The sequence below is a fragment of the Nocardia africana NBRC 100379 genome (assembly GCF_001612635.1).
GTDB classification, from domain to species: domain Bacteria; phylum Actinomycetota; class Actinomycetes; order Mycobacteriales; family Mycobacteriaceae; genus Nocardia; species Nocardia africana.
In genome coordinates this window covers 283,020-301,411 of record NZ_BDAV01000009.1, presented here as the reverse complement: position 1 = coordinate 301,411, position 18,392 = coordinate 283,020, and the positions used below count along the sequence as shown (strand labels likewise).

The window sequence follows — 18,392 nt, the reverse complement described above, 5'->3', positions numbered from 1 at the left end:
GTCGTCGTTGATGTTTCCTGATCAACACGACGAAGGCGGAGCCCGCGCGATACCGCGGCGCCGGTCGATGCGCGAGCCCGTATCGGCCCGCACGGCGCTCAGCAGAGCACCGGGTAACCCATCCGTGTGTGGCGCGAAGCCGTCCCGGTAGTCATCGCCTCATACCGTAGCCGCCACGCCGCGCCGACGTCGAATCGCCGATCCCGGTAGGCGGAATGCCGGGCCGCCCGGGATCCGCCGGTTGGTAGGACGAAACTCGCGATTCTCGGGACGGCACGAGTGATAGGGGCTTCGATGCGCTACGTCGACGCCATGCGTGTGGATCCGGGTCGTCTGCGCATCGGGATCGCGACGACGTTGCCTTCGGGTGCCGCCGTACACCCCGATTGTGTTGCGGCGACACACGATATCGCCGGCGTCCTCACCGATCTCGGCCACGATGTCGGGGACGAGGCGCCCGACTTTCCGTTCGAGGAAATCATGAGCGGGCTGCAGTACCTGATGGCGGTGCCGGTCGCGGTGGATGTGAAGGCGCGGCTGGCAGCACTCGGCCGCGACGTCCGCGACGACGACCTCGAACCGATGACGCGGATAATCTACGACGGCGCCGATCAGGACAGCGCGGGGGATTATGTGCGGGCGCTGCGCGACCTCGAGACGGCGGCGACCACGCTGGGCGGCTACTTCGCGCACCACGACCTGCTGCTCACGCCGACTCTGGGGACGCTCGTCGCGCCGCTGGGCCTGCTCGACACCACGGACCCGGCGTCGTTGTGGCAGCACGCGATGTCGTTCAGCGGTATGACGAGTCCGTTCAATGTGACCGGGCAACCGGCGATCTCGCTCCCACTGGGTACCGACAGTGCCGGAATGCCGGTCGGTATTCAGCTGGTCGCCGCATTCGGGCGCGAAGACCTGCTGCTGCAGGTCGCAGCGCAACTCGAGCAGGCGCGCCCGTGGCGCACGGCTCCTGTCTGGCCGCCGGTCGACCGACCGTCGGACGATCCACTGTGATCCGTGTCAGCGTGTGCCGAGCAGCAGGGTCTGGGTACCGCGTCCGAGCGGGCCCTTCTCATCGAAGAGGCGGGACTCGGCCATGCCGATGCCGCTGCGTTCCGGGTAGGTGACCGCGTCCAGGCATATCCACTCGCCGACCGGATCGCGGTGCAGGGTCACCGTCAGATCGGTGTTGATGAAAAAGTATCGGCCCCAGGCCAGGACGGAGCTGACGCCGTTGCCGAAGTCAGCGGCGGCGAGGGTGCGCTGCAGCGGGCTGAGCGAGGTGCCGGCCACGATCGGGTAGCGCAGGCGAATCCAGCACACGGCCGGGCCCGGTGCCTGGAAAGTGCCTGACGCGAAACGGTATTCGACCCCGGTGTGGAATCCGACCGGCTGAGTACTCGGGAAGCCGTGATCCGGGCTCGGCGTCACGGTGTCCGGGCCGGGCCGGGTGCCGGTAGGCAGCATCTCGGTCGGTACGTCGAGTTCCGGCTCGAGCGGTCGAAGCCGCCACGCGGTCGCCTTCAGCACCGGTCCTCGGTCCGAACTCATTGTCGCCTCGATCAATTCGACACCGCGCCCGGGTTGGGCGACTCGCGCCTGGGCCCGGGTGACTCGCGCTTCGACCCGCAGCGGCGCGATCGGCACCGGCCCGAGAAACTCCACCGTGACCCGTGCGACCCGGCACTCCGGTCGTGGCTCGCACTGTTCGATCACATACCCCAACAGTGCCGACGGCGCCCCGCCGTGCTGAGCATCCGGCGACCACGGTCCACGGGTGAGTTCGGTGGGATGGAACAGATCCGGGTCCGACGAGTCGGGCAGGTAGAAGGCATCCATAGCGTTACTCCTTGCGGCACCGGAAAGTACCGGCGGCGCACGTGTGCTCAGCGCGTCACTTCGCGCCGGTTGATGGTCTTCACGATCGCGTCGCGCACGACGTCGGCATGCCGGCGGAGTGTGGATGCCAGGGCTGCGGCGTCCCTTTCCTGCAGGGCGTGCGCGATGTCGATATGTTCGTTCTGGCGCTGGGTTTCGTGTGCACCGGTATCCAGCACCAGGTAGTGAGAGATCAGCAGGTGAAGGTTCAGCGACCGATAGGCATCGCACAGGTAGGGATTGTTCGCGCCGGCGATGATCCGGCGGTGAAACTCGACATCGTTGTCGATGAACTCGATCCGGCGGGTCAGTTCCTCCGGTGTCCGCTCCTCCGGTGACGGCGCGGAGGTCAGAGCAGGGACCAGTGCGAGCGCGTCGGCGACCTGTTCGTCGGTGATCCGCTCCGCGATCAGGGGAGCCGCGGCGTCCTCATACAGTGAACGCATCTCGAACATCTGCGTGACACCGGTTGCGGTCAGCCTGGTCACCGACGTGCCACTGCGGCCGCGAATCTGGAACAGTCCTTCACCGGCGAGCCTGTCGATGGCGGCTTTGACCGGCGCCCGGCCCAGCCCGGTCGCAGCCGACAATCGACCGACCGACGTCCGCTCGCCGGGGCGAAGCTCCTGGTAGAGCAGCATCGACCGGATTCGGCGGTACGCGGCATCCGTCAGATCTCCGCCGGCGCCTGCTGGTTCGGTCATCTGGGCCCCTGATTCTCGGCTCGGCATTGCCGAAACAATCGGTGACGCTGGCATGCCAATCTAACATGTCAATTCTCACCGAGCCACGGCTACACACAGCGCGACTTTTCCTGTTTCGCTCAGTGGGAGTTGCGGATCGGCAGCCCACGGCACCACCGGTACCGTGCGCACATGCCGGACATGTCTGTCTTTCGTGAGATCGCGGCGCGCGTGAACAACTGGGGCCGCTGGGGAGCCGACGACGAAATCGGCACCCTGAACTTCGTCACCGACGAGGTGGTCCGGGCCGCCGCGGCGACCGTGCGGACGGGACGGCGAGTCGGGCTGGCGCTGCCGCTGCGTCAGCGTGGCGTGCAGACCGGACTGGTGCCGGGACGGGTGAATCCGCTGCACACCATGGTCGCGGTGAACTGGGAGATGTTCGGGCCCGGCACGATTGCGACCAGCGACGATTCGATCACCATGGGGTTGCAGGCGGGTACGCACTGGGATGGCCTCGGACATGTCTCCTACGCCGGGCGTCTCTACAACGGCCGTCGCGCCGACTCGATCACCGCCCACCGCGGTGCACGCTTCAGCGGCATCGAGAAGGTGCCGTATCTGGTGTCGCGTGGAGTGCTGCTCGACGTCGCACGCGCCCGCGGAGTCGACCGGCTGGCCGCCGATCACGCCGTCTCACCGGAGGATCTCGACGCCGCCGCGGCCATGGCGCAGGTGCGGGTGCGGGCCGGGGATGTGGTGCTGGTGCGCACCGGGCAGATGCGCCTCTATCTGGCCGGCGATCGCGAGGCGTACGGGACGCCCTCACCGGGACTGTCGGTGCGCTGCCCGGAATGGTTCCACGCCCGCGATGTCGCCGCCGTCGCCACCGATACGCTCACCTTCGAGATCTGTCCGCCCGAGGCAGACGGGCCGTGGCTGGCGGTGCATGCCCTGCATCTGGTCGAAATGGGCATGCTGCAGGGCCAGAACTGGAATCTCGAGGAGCTCTCCGAGGTGTGTGCCGAGGAAGGCCGTTACGACTTCCTGCTGTCGGCGATGCCGGAACCCTTCGTCGGTGCCACCGGGAGTCCGGTCGCCCCGGTCGCGATCTTCTGACCGCTGCGCGGCGAGCCCGGGCGCGGTGGCTACGGTTGAGGACGCGGCATCGGTGGCGGTAGGTGAGTGAGGTGAGCATGACGAACCGCGGTGCGGATTCGATCGTCCCGGGAAGCTTCGCGACCGAGCCGGAGTCCTACATGGACCACTCGATCAGCGACGTCGTTCGCGTCTGGGCGCAACGGATTCCGCACCGGGCGGCATTCATCACCGCCGGCGGGTCGACCAGCTGGAGCGAATACGACCGGTCGGCGGACGCGATCGGTGACACGGTGCGCGCTACTCCCGGTGGCCCACGTTCTCGGGTCGCGCTGCTGCTCCCGGATACCGCGGCAGTCCACGCGGCGCTGTGCGGGTGCTACCGCGCGGGACGCATCGCCGCGGCCGTCGGTGTGCGATCCGGTGTGCGCGAGATCGCGCACGTGATGCGCCGGACCGCCGCGTCGACACTGGTCACCGCGCCCGAGATTCGAGGCAGAACCTGGCAGGCGCTGGTCCGCGAACTCGACGCCGAAGGTGTGATGCCGGGCGACGTCGTCGTGGTCGACGAGCGGTCCGGCGCCGTCGCGCACCACCGTCTCGGCGCGGCGCCCGCGAACGAGACCTCTTCCGCCGGGGCGTCTTTCACGCCGTCGCAGGTGACCATTCTCAACTCGACGTCGGGGACGACCGGGACACCGAAGATCGTCGCGCATACCGAGCGACGATGGACGGCCTTCGCGCGCGAGGCGATGCTGGGCGCCCGGATCGGATCGCGCGACGTCCTCTGTTCGGTGGTTCCGGCGCCGTACGGATTCGGCCTGTGGTCGGCGCATTTCCTGCCCGCCCTGCTGGGCATACCGGTCGTCGTCGGCGCCCGCTTCGATGCCGAGGAGACCGCGATGCTCATCGAACGCGAGCGGGTCACCGTACTGTGCTGTGTCAGTACGCAATTCAAGATGCTGTTGCGTTCCGGGGCGCTGGAGCGCCGTGACCTGACCAGCCTGCGGGTGCTGTACACCGGCGGTGAGCCCGTGCCGTATCGCGATGCCCGCGCGTTCGAGGAACGCACCGGCGCCCAGGTTCTGCAGTTCTACGGCTCCAACGAGAGCGGCGCGGTGAGCCGGACCACCCTCGACGACGACATCGAAACCCGGCTGCGCACCTGCGGCCGGACGCTGGCCACGATGAACGTCCGCGTGCTCGACGACGCCGGCGCCGACGTGGCCGGAGCGGTTCGCCGCGGCCGTCCCGCGGTGCGTGGGCCGCTGGTGTCGGCCGGCTACTGGGACGACCCGGCCGCCGACGCCGAGCTCTACACACCCGACGGGTGGACACTGCTCGGCGATATCGTCGAAATCGACGAGAACGACCGGGTGCGGGTGGTCGGACGGACATCGGATTTCGTCATCCGTGGCGGCAAGAACATCTCGATCATCGAAATCGAGGACCTGGTGCGCGAACTCGAGTCGGTCACCGACGTCGCTGTCGTCGGTGTTCCCGACGACGTCTACGGCGAACGTGTCTGCGCCGTGGTCGTACTCGCCGACGGCGCGACCCTGGATGCGGCCGGCCTGTCGAGCCGGCTCGAATCTCGTGGCGTGACCAAGGAATACACGCCCGAATACGTCGTGGTGGCGGACCGGCTGCCGCTCGGCCCGGGCGGCAAGACCGACCGCGGGGCCGCTCGCGACACCGCGATGCGCGTGCTGGGGCTGCGGTGATCGCGCTCGACCTTCCCGATTTGCCCGTCCGGGCAGTTCTCGATCATCTCGTCGCGACGTTGGCCGACCGCGACACCGCGGTCCTGGTCGCGCCCCCGGGCACCGGAAAGACGACGCTGGTGCCGTTGGCGCTGGCGGCGAACAACTCCGGCCGGGTGCTCGTCGCCGAGCCGCGACGGCTGGCGGCACGGGCCGCGGCCGCGCGGATGGCTGCATTGCTGGGCGAGCAGGTGGGCGAAACCGTGGGCTACTCGGTCCGCGGCGATCGGAAAGCCGGGCGCCGGACCCGCATCGAGGTCGTGACCTCCGGCCTGCTCGTGCGCCGCCTGCAGGACGATCCGGAGCTGGCGGGCGTCGACGTGGTCGTGCTCGACGAATGTCACGAGCGCCATCTGGACGCGGACCTGCTGCTCGCACTGCTGCTGGACGCCCGCGCCGGACTGCGGCCGGACCTACGGGTACTCGCCACATCGGCCACCGTTGCCGCCGAACGGCTTTCGACGCTGCTGGGTGGTGACGACGCGGCGCCGGTGGTGCGGGTCCGAGCGCAGACCTTTCCCGTGGCCACGACCTACGTCGCGCCCTTGCCGAGGGAACGAATCGACACCCAGGTCGCACGCGCCACCCGGACCGCACTGGCCGACACCGAGGGCGACGTGCTGGTGTTCCTCCCGGGAGCGGCCGAAATCAGAAGAGTCGCCGCTCTTCTCGACGCAGACGGCTACGTGGATATCGTTCCGCTGCACGGCAGATTGTCGGGGGCGAGCCAGGACACGGCCTTGCGTCCCGGACCGCGGCGGCGCGTGGTGCTCGCCACCGCGGTGGCGGAGTCGAGCCTGACGGTGCCGGGCGTGCGTGCCGTGGTCGATTCGGGTCTTGCCCGAGTGCCACGCATCGATCGGGCGCGCGGGCTGTCCGGACTGGCCACGGTCCGCGTCTCGGCGGCCGTCGCCGACCAGCGCGCCGGGCGGGCCGGGCGCGAGGCACCGGGCCGGGTGTGGCGATGCTGGCCGGAGCACGAGCACGCCACCCTGCCCGCCTATCCCGAGCCGGAGATCCGCACCGCGGATCTGACCCGGCTGGCCTTGGAACTGGCCTGCTGGGGCACGGCGGACGGGCAGGGCCTCAGTTGGTGGGACCCGCCACCGGCCGGTGGGCTGACCGCCGGTCGAAAGGTACTGCAGGCGTTGGGAGCCGTGAATGCCGACGGTGGCGTGACCGACCGCGGGCGCCACATGGCCCGCGTCGGGCTGCACCCGCGACTGGCGCGCGCGTTACTCGACGGAGCGGCCGAGGTGGGGGCACGGCCGGCCGCGGACGTCGTCGCCGCCCTCGACGACGACACCCTCATCTCGGGTGTCGATCTCACCGCCGGCCTGCGTCGACTCCGGCGCGACCAGCCGGTGCGCTGGCGACGCGAGGCCGAGCGACTGGCCCGAACGGTCGACGGACCGGAGGGGGCCGACGATCCCGCTTACATTGTGGCGCTGGCCTATCCGGAACGGCTGGCGCGCCGCCGCGCCCCCGGCTCGGCGAGCTACCTGATGGCCGGCGGCACCGCGGTCACCCTGCCGCCCGGCTCCGGAACCGGCGATCCGGAATGGCTCGCGGTCGGTGTCGCCACCCGCGACCCCGGTCGTTCCGAGGGATACATCCGGCTGGCCGCGGTCGCGGACGAGCGCCTGGCTCGCCGTGCCGCCCCGGATCTGCTGACGACCGCCGACGAGGTCGAGTGGGCCGACGGCGACGTGGTGGCACGGCGGGTCGAACGGCTCGGTGCGATCACGTTGTCGGAGAAGGTCATTCGCGATCCGGACCCGAGCTTGCTCGGCGCCGCCGTGCGACACGGGCTGCGTTCGTCCGGCCTCGGCCTGCTGTCCTGGCCCGCCGAGGCGACCGCCCTGCGTCAGCGCCTCGACTTTCTGCACCGCACCCTCGGTGACCCGTGGCCGGCGGTCGACGACGAGGCGCTGCTAGCCGCCGCCGACGTCTGGCTCGGCCCCGAACTCGCCACCGCGCGCCGCCGCGCCGATCTCGAACGAATCGACACCGCCCACGCCCTGCGCCGCCTGCTGCCCTGGCCGGACGCGGCCCGCATCGACGAATTGGCGCCGGAGCGTGTGCAGGTGCCTTCCGGCAGCCGCGCCCGCATCGACTACTCCGCCGATCCGCCGGTGCTCGCGATCAAGGTGCAGGAGATCTTCGGCTGGACGGACGCACCGCGTCTGGCCGACGGCCGCGTCCCGATCGTGCTGCATCTGCTCTCACCGGCTCGGCGCCCGGTCGCGGTCACCGCGGATCTCGCCTCGTTCTGGCGCACGGGCTGGCCTCGCGTCCGCGCGGACCTGCGCGGCCGCTATCCCAAACACGCCTGGCCCGAAGACCCCACGACCGTGCCCGCCCACCGCGGCACCGCCCGCAACGCCGGCCGCGGCTAGTCCGGATCCGCGTTCTCGGCGCCGGAGGCCTCCGGAACGCGAACCGCGACGTCCTCGGTGAAGTCGACCACCAGTTCCCGCCGCGCGAACAACCAGCCTTCCGCGGTGCGGGCGAAGGTGTCCTGATAGCGGAGGGCAACTCGCCGGTCCCGGTGACCGTCCGCCCGTCGCGAGATGTGGTGTGCCGTGCAGTAGACCTCGCCCCGCGCGCGGTCGCCCGAAATCGGCTCGAGCACGGCCTGTTCCACGACGTGCCGGGTGAGTACGAACCGTGACACCGAGTCGACGACCGACGACACCACGCTCTGCCTGCCCACCAGCTCGACGTCCTGTTCCGTACCGTTCAGCAGGGGTGGTAACACGAGGACCACGTCCGGGGTGAACAGCGCGGTGAGCGCGGCACTGTCGCGCCGGTCGACGGCGCGCGCATACTCCGCCGTGAGTGTGGTGATGGCAAGTCGGTCCGCGGATTCCACGCTCCCATCCTCGCCGCTCGACCCGGCACGGGACCAGAGCTTTCCGGTGGGTGGGACCTCGCCGGACAGTCGGCCCGTCGGCACCGCTACCGTGCGAATGACGTATCGCGACACCCGCGAACGGCAGAGGAGAACCACGATGGATTCGATGACGTCGGCCGATCCGGAGCCGGAAAGCGCTCCCACAGTGCGCAATTCGCCTGCCGACATCGTCCTGACATCGGAACAGCAGGACGTCCCGGTCGACCGCGCGACGGCGGCGGCGCGGCGGGTGATCGACGCCCTGCTGCGCACCGACCGGGCCAACGCGAATCTGGACCGGGTGGCCGAGGAACTCGACAACATCGCCGACCACCTCGAACAGCATGCCCCGGTGGTCGCGGAACGGCTGATCGATATGTGGCGCGGTGAGGGCGTGACCAGGCACGATCCGGTCACCGGTCCGGAGAATGCGATCGCGCCGCCGCTGGCACTCACCGGCCGCGCGGACGGATCGGTGGACGGTGTCGTGACCCTGACGCTTCCGTATCAGGGACCGCCGGGACATGTGCACGGGGGAGTGGCCGCGCTGCTGCTCGACCACACGCTCGGGGTGGCGAACGCCTGGTCGGGCCGCAGCGGCGCGACGGCGCAGCTGAACGTGCGATATCACCGTCCGACACCCTTGTTCGAGCCGCTCACCGTCAGCGGCCGGATGGTGTCGGAGAACGGCCGCAAGATCAACTCGGCCGGCGCGGTCCACACCGCCGACGGCACCCTCTGCGTCTCGGTGGAGGGTTTGTTCATCGACAAGCGGGTTCCCCGGCCACGCTGACGAGCGACCGGGATTCAACCCACCACCACCCTGCGAGAGATGTCTGCGAATGAAGATCCTGATCGTCGGCGGCACCGGCATGATCGGCGTGCACGCCGCGCTGCACCTGCGCGAGCACGGTGACGACGTCACCGTCGCCGGCCGCGGCCCGATACCGGCCGATTCACCGGTCGCCGATTTTCCTTTGCTGAGGGGCGATTACACGGTGCCCACCTTCACCGCGGCACACCTGGAACACTTCGACGGCATCGTGTTCGCCGCGGGGCAGGATGTGCGGCACAAGACTGCCCAGGACGACACCCGGCAATTCTGGGAGACCACCCAGAGCGTCGGCGTACCCCGTTTCGTGGCACTGGCCAAACAGGCCGGCGTGCCGCGTTTCGTGCAGGTCGGCAGCTACTACCACCAGCTGCGCCCGAACCTCGCCGAACACAACCCGTACATCGCGGCCCGCAGAGCCGCCGACGAGGGCGCCCGCGCGCTCGCCGACGACTTGTTCACCGCGTGCACCGTCAATCCGCCGTCGATCATCGGTGCGGTGCCGGGCCCCTCGGCCCGACGCTATCGGCGAATGGTCTCCTGGGCGGCCGGGAACGAACCCGACATCCCGGACTTCGCACCCCCCGGCGGCACCAACTACATGTCGGCTGCCTCACTCGCCCAAGCGATTCGGGGTGCTCTGGTGCGCGGTGAGCCCGGTGCGGCCTATCTCGTCGGCGATCAGAACCTGTCGTACCGGGAGTTCTTCCAGATGCTCGTCGACGCCGCCGGCGGTGATCGGATCATCGCCGAGCGCGACGAGCAGCACCGATTGCAGCCGGACGCCTCCATCATCCAGGGCCGCGGCAACACCCTGGCCTACGAACCGGATGCCGAGGAGGTGCGTCTGCTCGGCTACACCCGCGACGATTGCCGCCGGGCCGTCCAAGCCCTCGTGGACGTGGTTTCGGCCGCGCAGTGACCGGGTGAGCACTTCGTTCCCGCAATAGGAGGAAATCCGCGGCAATTGGCGGCAGGATGGCAGATATGCGCGCACTCATTCAACTCCGTCCCTCCGCCGATCTGATTGCCGCAGTTGCCGATCCGGCCGTCTCGGTGGCCCCGGCCGATGTGGCCGGCGATTTGCCCGGGTTCGACCTCGACCACGACTTCGCCCCGCTGTCGGTCCCGGATACGGTGGCCGCCGAACAGGCCGGCGCGGGTTCGGTGGTAGTGCGCGGACAGATCCCCGACGACGACCTCGACGCCACCGTGGCGCGGCTGACCGGAACCCGGGGTGTGGCAGGCGTTTTCGCCGACCCGCGGATCGAGACGAACCTCACCTGCGGCGGCGACCCGGCGGTCGGGACCTGGCACGACGTCCAAACCCTGCTGCACACCGCCGATCTGGCCGCCGCTGGAATGGACGGAAAATCCGTCGCGGTGGCGATCGTCGACACCGGGATCAACGCCGCCCGCGTCGAGCAGGCGCGTGGCGGCCCGGTGACCGTCGACGCCGCGCGCAGCTGGAACCCGCCGGGGGTGAGCGGCGCCGCCGGACAGTTCCCGGTCGACCACGGATCGATGTGCGCGTTCGACACCCTGATCGGCGCGCCCAACGCCACGCTGCTCGATATTCCGGTGCTGCAGAGCAAGACTCGCGGCGGCTCCACGATGGACGGGCTGCTCTCGGACGCGCTGGCCGCCTACGCGCACCTGCGCACCGTGCTCTCCGATCAGCCGGAGGCCACCCGCACGCTGGTGATCAGCAACAGCTGGGGTGCGTTCTCACCGGACTGGGACTTTCCGGTGGGGCAGCCGGGCAACTACTCCGACAACCCGTCGCATCCGTTCAATGTGATCGTCGGTTCGCTCGAATCGGCCGGCGCCGACATCCTGTTCGCCGCGGGCAATTGCGGTCGCGACTGCCCCGATTCGCGGTGCGCGTACCGGGATCGGCCGATCGGCGGCGCCAATTCGCATCCGAGTGTGCTGAGCATCGGCGGTGTCGACACCAAGGGGCAGCGCGTCGGCTACTCCTCGCAGGGGCCGGGCCGGTTGTCCGACCGCAAACCCGACATCTGCAGCTACACCCACTTCCTCGGGTCGACGGTATTCGGCGCGCAGGAGCCCGATACCGGCACCTCGGCGGCCTGCCCGGTCGCCGCCGGGCTGGTCGCGGCGGTCCGCACGGTCTATCCGGCCAGCAAGCTGCCGCCGGCCCAGTTGCGAGACCTGTTGCGGCGCACCGCGTCCGCACAGCCCGGTGGATTCGACTACGACTACGGATTCGGTGTGGTCGACGCCGCCGCCCTGCTGGCGGAGCTGAAGAACACCGAGATCCGTGCGTAGCGTGGAACCATGCCGCTGCTCACCGTCCGGCTCGCCGCCGACCCCACCCTGGCGGCGGCGCTGCGCGAACTACACCTCACCGAGGCCGACGTCGACCTCGACTACGGCCTCGTCGCGGTGGACCCGGAGCAACACCTGTACGCCCTGCGGGTGAGCGATGCGGCCGCGACGCGGGCGGCGGCGATCTCGGATGCGGCCGAGATCGCCGCCGATCCGCGCATCGGCCCCGCGCACGATGCCGGGCCCGAGGACCGGTCGCCCCGGCTGCCGCCCGACGGTCCCGCCCCGGCCTGATCGCAGCACGCATTACCCCGTCCCGCTGCCGAATTGGTCCGTATGCGCTATATATCGGCGATACGTACCCAACCCGCGAGGAGCCTTCCCGTGTCCGATCATCCGGTCGACCTGCGCACCGATGTGGCACACCCAGCCCGCATGTACGACTACTTCCTCGGCGGCAAGGACCACTACGAGGCCGACCGCCGCGCTGCCGAGACCGCTCTCGCGAACTTTCCGGCGGTCCGCCTGACCGCGCGCACCAACCGCGAATTCATGCGCACCGCGACGCGTTATCTCGCCGAGCAGGGCGTGCGGCAGTTCCTCGATATCGGCACCGGGATTCCGACCGAACCCAACCTGCACCAGGTCGCGCAGGAACACGCGTGCGAGTCACGGGTGGTGTACGTCGACAACGATCCGATCGTGCTCGCGCACGCCCGGGCGTTGCTGGTGAGCGCGCCCGAAGGCCGCACCACCTATGTGCAGGCCGACGCGGCGGATCCCGAGGCGATCCTCGGCTCCCGCGAACTCCGCGACACCCTGGATCTGTCGCAGCCGGTGGCGATTTCGCTGATGGCGGTGGTCCATTTCGTGCCCGGCGACGTCTACGGCATGGTCGACACGTTGATGGATGCACTGGCCCCCGGCTCGTATCTCGCGATGAGCCATGTCACCACGGATTTCGACAACGGCGCCGACGATCCCGACGGGATGGGCCGGCTGCTGCAGGTGTATTCGGATCAGGGCATTCCGGTGCGCCCGCGCAGCCGCGACGAGGTCGCCCGCTTCTTCGACGGCCTCGCACTCGTCGAGCCGGGGGTCGAGGTGATCCACCGGTGGCGGCAGGAGGGCATCGAACATCCCGCCGACCACGACAAGAAGGTCTCGCTCTACGGCGCGGTCGGCAAGAAGGTGTGAGCGCCGACCGCATATTCACCCGCAACGTGTGACGCGCGCCTGCCGCCACCGTCGTTAGCGTCGCTGCCGAGCGGCAACGACGGTCTGTGATCGGGAGACCGGTCCTGCGGACGGGTGGAGGACAGGTGGCGGCACGCTGGGTGATATTCGAATCCTTGGCGGGATATCGCCCGCAGTGGTTGCGTGCCGATGTCGTCGCCGGCCTGACCGTGTGGGCGGTCCTGGTGCCGGAAGCGCTGGCCTACGCCTCGATCGCGGGTGTGCCGCCGGTCGTGGGCCTCTACGCGGCCGTGCCGTCGCTCGTGCTGTACGCGCTGGCGGGTAGTTCCCGGCATCTGGTGGTCGGACCGATGTCGGCGACCGCGGCGCTGTCGGCGGCGATCGTGACGCCGATGGCGGGCGCGGACGGCGGCCGCTACATCGCGCTCTCGGCGGGGCTGGCCATCGCCACCGGAATCGTGGGCCTGATCGCGGGGGCGATCCGCCTCGGCTTCGTCGCCGCCTTCATCTCCGAACCGGTGCTCAAGGGATTCATCATCGGGCTGGCGTTGACGATCATCATCGGCCAGGTGCCGAAACTGCTCGGCATCCCGAAGCACGGCGGCAACTTCTTCGAGCAGGCGTGGGGTGTGCTGCGCCATCTCGGCGATGCGCAGTGGCGGACCGTGGTGGTCGGTGTCGCGAGCCTGGCGATCGTGCTGGCGGTGAAGCGATGGCTGCCGCTGGTCCCCGGTTCGCTGCTCGCCGTGCTGGCCGGAATCGGCGCGGTCGCGGTGTTCGATCTGGACGAGCGAGGAGTCGCCATCGTCGGCCACATCGATTCCGGCCTGCCGGCGCTGGGGCTTCCGGACGGGCTCGATGTCAGCACCTACATCGATCTGCTGGGCCCCGCGGTGGGCGTACTGCTGATCGGCTTCGCCGAGGGCCTCGGCGCGGCGAAAACCTATGCGGCCAAAGCGGGTTACCAGATCGACGCCAATCGCGAACTGCTCGGACTGGGCGCGGCGAATCTGGGCGCCGGGCTGGCCTCGGGCATGGTCGTGAACGGAAGCCTGTCCAAAACCGCCGTCAACGGCTCGGCAGGGGCCAGATCGCAGGGCAGTGGGCTGGTGGTGGCGGCGCTGACCGTGCTGACCCTGCTGTTCCTGACCGGTCTGTTCGAGAACCTGCCCGAGGCGACGCTGGCGGGTGTGGTGATCGCGGCGGTGATCGAGCTGGTCGATTTCGCGGCGCTGCGGCGGCTGTATCGGGTGTGGACGCAGCGCCTGGGCGGAATCTACGGCAAGGCCGCCCGCGCGGACTTCGCCGCCGCCGTCGCGGCGATGATCGGCGTCCTGCTGTTCGATACGCTGCCCGGCCTGCTGATCGGGATCGGCATCTCCATGCTGCTGCTGGTGTACCGCTCGTCCCGCCCGCACGTGGCGCCGGTGGTGCGCTCCGGAACGCTGTGGCTGGATGCGGACCGGCATCCGGAGTTGACCCAGCGACCGGATCTGGTGGTCGTGCGGGTCGAGTCGGGCCTGTTCTTCGCCAACGCCGACTACGTGCGCGGACGGATCGAGCAGCTGTGCACCGACCGGACCCGGCTGGTGGTTCTCGACGCCGAGACCTCGCCGAGTATCGACGTCACCGCCGCGGCGATGCTGGCGGATCTGCGCGACGACCTGGGCCGGCGACACATCGACTTCCGGATCGCCCGCTCGATCGGCCAGTTCGGTGACGCACTGGGCACCGCCGAAGCCGACGCGAGGCCGGTCGGCCTGTATCCGACCGTGACGGCGGCGGTCGCGGATCTGCCCGATGTGGACGAACACTCCGACGGCGCCGAGCCGACGCGATAGAATCACGGGAAACAGATAACCCCCGGCCGAAGCCGGGGGTTATCTGTAACTCAGAGTTACACACAGTGTCCGGAGGGGGACTTGAACCCCCACGCCCGTTAATAGGGCACTAGCACCTCAAGCTAGCGCGTCTGCCATTCCGCCACCCGGACCGGTGGTGCTCAGCAAGGTTAACGGATCTCTCCGCAAGGTCCAAATCACGGGTGTCCGTGCAGGTCCCGGACTCGCGAGTGACTGCTGAGCGCCGCCTTCGGGAGGGTTAGTTCGTCAACGCCTCGAGCAGTGCGGCACGCTGACGGGACCCCAGGCCGCCGATACGGCGGTCGACCGGAATATCGGCTTCGTCCATCAGCTTTGCCGCCTTGACCGGCCCGATGCCGGGCAGGGCCTTGATGACCGCGGCGACCTTCGTCTTCTTGACCAGGTCCTCTTTGTCGGCGCGCTCGAGCACCTGGGCCAACGAGATCGAGCCCTTGCGAATCTGCTCGATCAGTTCCGACCGCGCCTTACGGACCGCGGCCGCCTTGGCCAGCGCTTCGGAGCGTTGCTCGGCGGTCATGGTGGGAAGTGCCATGTCTCTAACCTTTCACTCGTTCGCTGGAACCTCAACGGCACCGATTGAACATCACCGGCAGCCCGGTGATGGGTCGACACACCGCGAGGATAATCCCGGTTCGGCGGTGGTGCCGGGGGTTCGGATACCCGAGATGCGGGAAATTTGCCAGGATTCGCCCACGTCGCCGGGGCCCCTGGCGCACGGCTAGCGGCCGGGTGATCGCACCAAGCCGTGCCGGTAGGCGTACACGACGGCCTGAATGCGGTCGCGCACTTGCAGTTTCGCCAGAATCCGGGATACGTGGGTTTTCACCGTCTCCTCGCCGACCCCCAGGGCGGCGGCGATTTCGCTGTTGCTGCGGGCGTCGGCGAGCAGGAGGAGAACCTGCTGTTCCCGGGCGGTCAGGGCGTGATCGGGCGGTGGCGGCGGGGCCAGCGTGCCGGCCAGCCGGGCGGCCAGGCGGCGGGTCATCGACGGGTCGATGATCGCGTCACCGCGCACCGCCACGCGGATCGCCGCGATCAGCTCCTCCGGCGGCAGCGTCTTGAGCAGGAATCCGCTGGCACCGGCCTGCAGGGCGCGTGCGAGGCTCGCCTCGCTGTCGTAGGTGGTCAGCACCAGCACCCGGGTGCCGCCGGCGGCCACGATCGCCTCCGTGGCCTCCAAACCGTCGAGTTTCGGCATCCGGATGTCGAGGATGGCCACGTCGGGCCGTAGCCGCGCGGTAGCGGCGATGGCGGTGCGACCGTCGCCCGCCTCGCCGACGCATTCGAGGTCCGGGGCCGCATCGAGGACGGCCCGCAGTCCGGATCGGAACATCGCGTGGTCGTCGGCGATGAGGACGCGGACCGTGCCGGTCACGACCGCCCGCCCGGGAGCCGGACGAGGACGCGCCAGCGGCCGTCGGCGATGCCGTGGTCCACGCTGCCGCCGAAGAGCTCCGCGCGCCGGCGGATACCGTCGAGTCCCCGATGCACGCCCGTGGTCGCCTCCGGGGCGGCACCGTCCGGCCGCGCAGGCCCGCGTTCTCGCGGCGGCGTTCGCCGGCCGGAACGGAACCTGGCCATGGCCGGTGTGGTGGCAGGGACGGTTGCGCGGGGAGTCGCTGCCGAATCGAGGTGAGCCGTTGCCCGCACCGCCGGCAAGCAAGGCGCGCATACGGTCGAATCCTCTTCGCCGGCAAGCGGATTGGTCTGTTCGATCTCGACCTCGGTGCCGTCGTTGCGGACCGTCAGCCGCGCGCTGCCGGCGCCGTGGCGCAGGGCGTTGGTGAGCAGTTCCTGGACGATCCGGTAGACGGTGATGTCGAGCGAACGGGGTAGTTCGGCGCCGGTGGTGGTGACGGCCAGATCCAGGCCGGCGCCGCGCACGCGGTCGACCAGAGCGTCGATATCGGCCATACCCGGCTGTCGGGCGGCGTCCTCGCGGCCGTGCAGCAGATCGAGCTGGCGGCGTAGATCCACCATCGCCGCGCGGCTCTCCGATTCCACCGCCGACAGGGAGCGCGTCGCCGCGGCGGTGGCGGCGCCACGTCCATGCAGTGCCAGACGCGCCGCGCCCGCGTGGATGCCGATCGCGCTGACGTGATGGGAGATGACATCGTGCAGGTCGCGGGCGATCGCTTCGCGTTCGTCGGTCAGCGCCCGTTCCAGCGCGGTCCGCTGCTGTTGGCGGGCGAGGCGTTCGCGCTGCTCCAGTTCGGCGATATAGGCGCCGCGACCTGCGGTGTAGCGGCCGACCAGCCATGGCACGACACCACCGGAGATCGAGGAGGTGAGCAGCAGACGCCAGTCCGCCGCCGGCGCCCCGCCCGCGATCAGCGGCGCACCGCACGCACCCAGCACCAGGACGGGCACCGTCACCAGCGACGCCCGGCCCGACAACCAGGCGCCCGCTCGATAGCCGGCGACGAGGAAGCCGACGTCTGCCACCCGGACGGGCAGTCCGTGCCGGTGCAGCAGCACCGTGACCGCCAGCCGGATCGCGACCTGGACCACGGCGACGACCGCGGCCGTTGCCGGTGGCGCGGCGAAAGCCAGATCGGCCGCCGCGATCGCCACCAGGACCGCGCTCGCCGGGCCGGGCGCCACCGCGAAGATGCCGGAGAGCGCGAAAACGACCGCGTCCACCAACGCCGCGACCACCGCGACCGCCACCGATTGCCTGGTCAGCGATCGGCGCACCGCCCGCAGTTCACCGCCCGGCGGACCCGCCGCGCTCTCGGCCTCCGGCCGCCGTGGAGTACGCCGCAGCAGCGCCCACGGGCTCGGCGACACCGCTCGCTCCCACAACACACCGCGACGATACCGGCGCGGACGGTGACGGCGAGTCCCTCGGGCGGGGGATCGGAGGTCCCTCTCGGGCCCGATGTTCCGGCTGGTCGGCGGCATTACCGTCGCTGTGGCACGCCGCGCGCGAGGACGCCTCGGTGTCCGCGGGCGGATCGGATCGGGACAGGAGTTCGGATGAACAATGCGGACCTGGCGCTGTACGCGGTGCCGGCCTTCATCGCGATGATGGGCGTGGAGTGGTGGGACGCGCGCCGCGATCCCGACCGCGCACCCAGCGGCCGGTACGGGCGCGAGGCGGCCACCAACTGGGCCACCTACGCGATCGGCCAGCTCACCAAGCCGCTGCTGCACTACGTCCTGCCGTTCTCCACCATCGTGCTGGCGGCATCGTGGACACCACTGCACCTGTCACCGCGTGACTGGTGGGTGTGGCTGCTGGGACTGGTGGTCACCGATTTCTGCTATTACTGGGCGCACCGGGCCGATCACCGCATCCGGTTGCTGTGGACGGCCCATTCGGTGCACCACTCGAGCACCTATTTCAATCTCACGACCGCGATCCGGTTGCCGTGGCTCAACCCGATCGCGGCAATGATGCGCAGCCTCGCGTGGGTGCCGGCCGCACTGCTGGGTTTGCCCGCGTGGATGATCTTCCTGCTCAACACCCTCGGGCTGCTGTATCAATTCCCGATCCACACCCAGCGCGTCCGAACCCTGTGGCGCCCGGTGGAATTCGTGTTCAACACCCCCGCCCATCACCGCGTGCACCACGGCTCCAACCAGCCCTACCTCGACACCAACTACGGCGGCGTGTTCATCGTCTGGGATCGCGTGTTCGGCAGCTTCGCCGCCGAATCCGAACCCATCCGCTACGGGCTCACCCACGACATCGGCACCGGGAATCCCCTGAAGGTGAATTACCACGAATTCGCCGCGTTGCTCCGCGATGTGCGCGGGGCCGGCACCTGGCGCGGTCGCCTCGGATACGCGTTCGGCCCCCCCGGCTGGCGCGAACACATCGGTGACGCGCCCGCAATCACCGAGAAAACCTCGGCAGCAGCCTGA

At 69.7% G+C, this 18,392-nt stretch carries 17 protein-coding genes and 1 tRNA gene; 11 read left to right on the top strand and 7 right to left on the bottom strand.

Annotated elements, in window-relative coordinates; all coding sequences use genetic code 11:
* Positions 1-294 precede the first annotated feature (294 nt).
* Complete coding sequence (locus tag NA3_RS15870) at positions 295-1,014, top strand: amidase family protein (RefSeq protein WP_084491590.1); 720 nt, start codon at positions 295-297, stop codon at positions 1,012-1,014.
* Positions 1,015-1,020: 6 nt separating this feature from the next.
* Here NA3_RS15870 and NA3_RS15865 read toward each other — a convergent pair whose 3' ends face one another.
* Positions 1,021-1,839 (bottom strand): thioesterase family protein, encoded by an 819-nt coding sequence (locus NA3_RS15865; protein ID WP_062964383.1) that lies wholly within the window; start codon positions 1,837-1,839, stop codon positions 1,021-1,023.
* Between the two features lie 47 nt (positions 1,840-1,886).
* On the bottom strand, positions 1,887-2,582 hold the full coding sequence (locus tag NA3_RS15860) for a GntR family transcriptional regulator (RefSeq protein WP_062964382.1): 696 nt from the start codon (positions 2,580-2,582) through the stop codon (positions 1,887-1,889).
* 171 nt (positions 2,583-2,753) lie between these two features.
* Between NA3_RS15860 and NA3_RS15855 the strand changes: the two genes are divergently transcribed.
* The 3 genes from NA3_RS15855 (at position 2,754) to hrpB (ending at position 7,821) form a co-directional block, all read left to right on the top strand.
* Entirely contained in the window at positions 2,754-3,680 is a 927-nt protein-coding gene (locus NA3_RS15855; RefSeq protein WP_062964381.1) for a cyclase family protein, read from the top strand.
* A 77-nt stretch (positions 3,681-3,757) separates the two neighbouring features.
* Positions 3,758-5,383: a class I adenylate-forming enzyme family protein gene (locus NA3_RS15850; RefSeq protein ID WP_062964380.1), complete on the top strand. Its 1,626-nt coding sequence runs from the start codon at positions 3,758-3,760 to the stop codon at positions 5,381-5,383.
* Between the two features lie 20 nt (positions 5,384-5,403).
* On the top strand, positions 5,404-7,821 hold the full coding sequence (hrpB, locus tag NA3_RS15845) for an ATP-dependent helicase HrpB (protein ID WP_227995193.1): 2,418 nt from the start codon (positions 5,404-5,406) through the stop codon (positions 7,819-7,821).
* Here hrpB and NA3_RS15840 read toward each other — a convergent pair.
* Positions 7,818-8,297: a nuclear transport factor 2 family protein gene (locus NA3_RS15840; RefSeq protein ID WP_062964618.1), complete on the bottom strand. Its 480-nt coding sequence runs from the start codon at positions 8,295-8,297 to the stop codon at positions 7,818-7,820. The genes hrpB and NA3_RS15840 overlap by 4 nt on opposite strands.
* 148 nt (positions 8,298-8,445) lie before the next feature.
* On the opposite strand from NA3_RS15840, the gene NA3_RS15835 reads away from it, so the two are divergent.
* From NA3_RS15835 to NA3_RS15810, 6 genes are all read left to right on the top strand, one after another.
* Positions 8,446-9,111: a PaaI family thioesterase gene (locus NA3_RS15835; protein WP_062964617.1), complete on the top strand. Its 666-nt coding sequence runs from the start codon at positions 8,446-8,448 to the stop codon at positions 9,109-9,111.
* Between the two features lie 49 nt (positions 9,112-9,160).
* On the top strand, positions 9,161-10,072 hold the full coding sequence (locus NA3_RS15830) for an NAD-dependent epimerase/dehydratase family protein (protein WP_062964379.1): 912 nt from the start codon (positions 9,161-9,163) through the stop codon (positions 10,070-10,072).
* A 65-nt stretch (positions 10,073-10,137) separates the two neighbouring features.
* Positions 10,138-11,442, top strand: coding sequence for a S8 family serine peptidase (locus NA3_RS15825; RefSeq protein ID WP_062964378.1), 1,305 nt, complete (start codon positions 10,138-10,140; stop codon positions 11,440-11,442).
* 9 nt (positions 11,443-11,451) lie between these two features.
* The gene (locus tag NA3_RS15820; RefSeq protein WP_062964377.1) at positions 11,452-11,736 is read left to right on the top strand and encodes a hypothetical protein; all 285 of its coding nucleotides are present in this window, start codon (positions 11,452-11,454) and stop codon (positions 11,734-11,736) included.
* A 90-nt stretch (positions 11,737-11,826) separates the two neighbouring features.
* Positions 11,827-12,639, top strand: coding sequence for an SAM-dependent methyltransferase (locus NA3_RS15815; protein WP_227995194.1), 813 nt, complete (start codon positions 11,827-11,829; stop codon positions 12,637-12,639).
* Between the two features lie 125 nt (positions 12,640-12,764).
* On the top strand, positions 12,765-14,480 hold the full coding sequence (locus NA3_RS15810) for a SulP family inorganic anion transporter (protein ID WP_227995196.1): 1,716 nt from the start codon (positions 12,765-12,767) through the stop codon (positions 14,478-14,480).
* 66 nt (positions 14,481-14,546) lie between these two features.
* Here the strand turns inward: NA3_RS15810 and NA3_RS15805 are convergent.
* The 4 genes from NA3_RS15805 to NA3_RS15790 form a co-directional block, all read right to left on the bottom strand.
* A tRNA-Leu gene (locus NA3_RS15805) sits at positions 14,547-14,632 on the bottom strand.
* Positions 14,633-14,739: 107 nt separating this feature from the next.
* Complete coding sequence (gene mihF, locus NA3_RS15800; protein ID WP_062964376.1) at positions 14,740-15,054, bottom strand: integration host factor, actinobacterial type; 315 nt, start codon at positions 15,052-15,054, stop codon at positions 14,740-14,742.
* Positions 15,055-15,240: 186 nt separating this feature from the next.
* Complete coding sequence (locus tag NA3_RS36040) at positions 15,241-15,855, bottom strand: response regulator (protein WP_062964614.1); 615 nt, start codon at positions 15,853-15,855, stop codon at positions 15,241-15,243.
* Positions 15,856-15,893: 38 nt separating this feature from the next.
* A complete protein-coding gene (locus NA3_RS15790) occupies positions 15,894-17,330 on the bottom strand; it encodes a sensor histidine kinase (RefSeq protein ID WP_227995199.1) in 1,437 nt (478 codons plus the stop codon).
* 171 nt (positions 17,331-17,501) lie between these two features.
* Between NA3_RS15790 and NA3_RS15785 the strand changes: the two genes are divergently transcribed.
* Positions 17,502-18,392: a sterol desaturase family protein gene (locus NA3_RS15785; RefSeq protein ID WP_062964374.1), complete on the top strand. Its 891-nt coding sequence runs from the start codon at positions 17,502-17,504 to the stop codon at positions 18,390-18,392.

What these genes read in the sequence shown, in the direction of transcription:
- NA3_RS15870 (WP_084491590.1), top strand. Translation starts at nt 295, where the DNA reads ATGCGCTACGTCGACGCCATGCGTGTGGATCCGGGTCGTCTGCGCATC.
- NA3_RS15785 (WP_062964374.1), top strand. Translation starts at nt 17,502, where the DNA reads ATGAACAATGCGGACCTGGCGCTGTACGCGGTGCCGGCCTTCATCGCG.
- NA3_RS15830 (WP_062964379.1), top strand. Translation starts at nt 9,161, where the DNA reads ATGAAGATCCTGATCGTCGGCGGCACCGGCATGATCGGCGTGCACGCC.
- NA3_RS15855 (WP_062964381.1), top strand. Translation starts at nt 2,754, where the DNA reads ATGCCGGACATGTCTGTCTTTCGTGAGATCGCGGCGCGCGTGAACAAC.
- NA3_RS15820 (WP_062964377.1), top strand. Translation starts at nt 11,452, where the DNA reads ATGCCGCTGCTCACCGTCCGGCTCGCCGCCGACCCCACCCTGGCGGCG.
- NA3_RS15850 (WP_062964380.1), top strand. Translation starts at nt 3,758, where the DNA reads ATGACGAACCGCGGTGCGGATTCGATCGTCCCGGGAAGCTTCGCGACC.
- NA3_RS15835 (WP_062964617.1), top strand. Translation starts at nt 8,446, where the DNA reads ATGACGTCGGCCGATCCGGAGCCGGAAAGCGCTCCCACAGTGCGCAAT.
- NA3_RS15825 (WP_062964378.1), top strand. Translation starts at nt 10,138, where the DNA reads ATGCGCGCACTCATTCAACTCCGTCCCTCCGCCGATCTGATTGCCGCA.
- mihF (WP_062964376.1), bottom strand. Translation starts at nt 15,054, where the DNA reads ATGGCACTTCCCACCATGACCGCCGAGCAACGCTCCGAAGCGCTGGCC.
- NA3_RS15860 (WP_062964382.1), bottom strand. Translation starts at nt 2,582, where the DNA reads ATGACCGAACCAGCAGGCGCCGGCGGAGATCTGACGGATGCCGCGTAC.
- NA3_RS36040 (WP_062964614.1), bottom strand. Translation starts at nt 15,855, where the DNA reads ATGTTCCGATCCGGACTGCGGGCCGTCCTCGATGCGGCCCCGGACCTC.
- NA3_RS15865 (WP_062964383.1), bottom strand. Translation starts at nt 1,839, where the DNA reads ATGGATGCCTTCTACCTGCCCGACTCGTCGGACCCGGATCTGTTCCAT.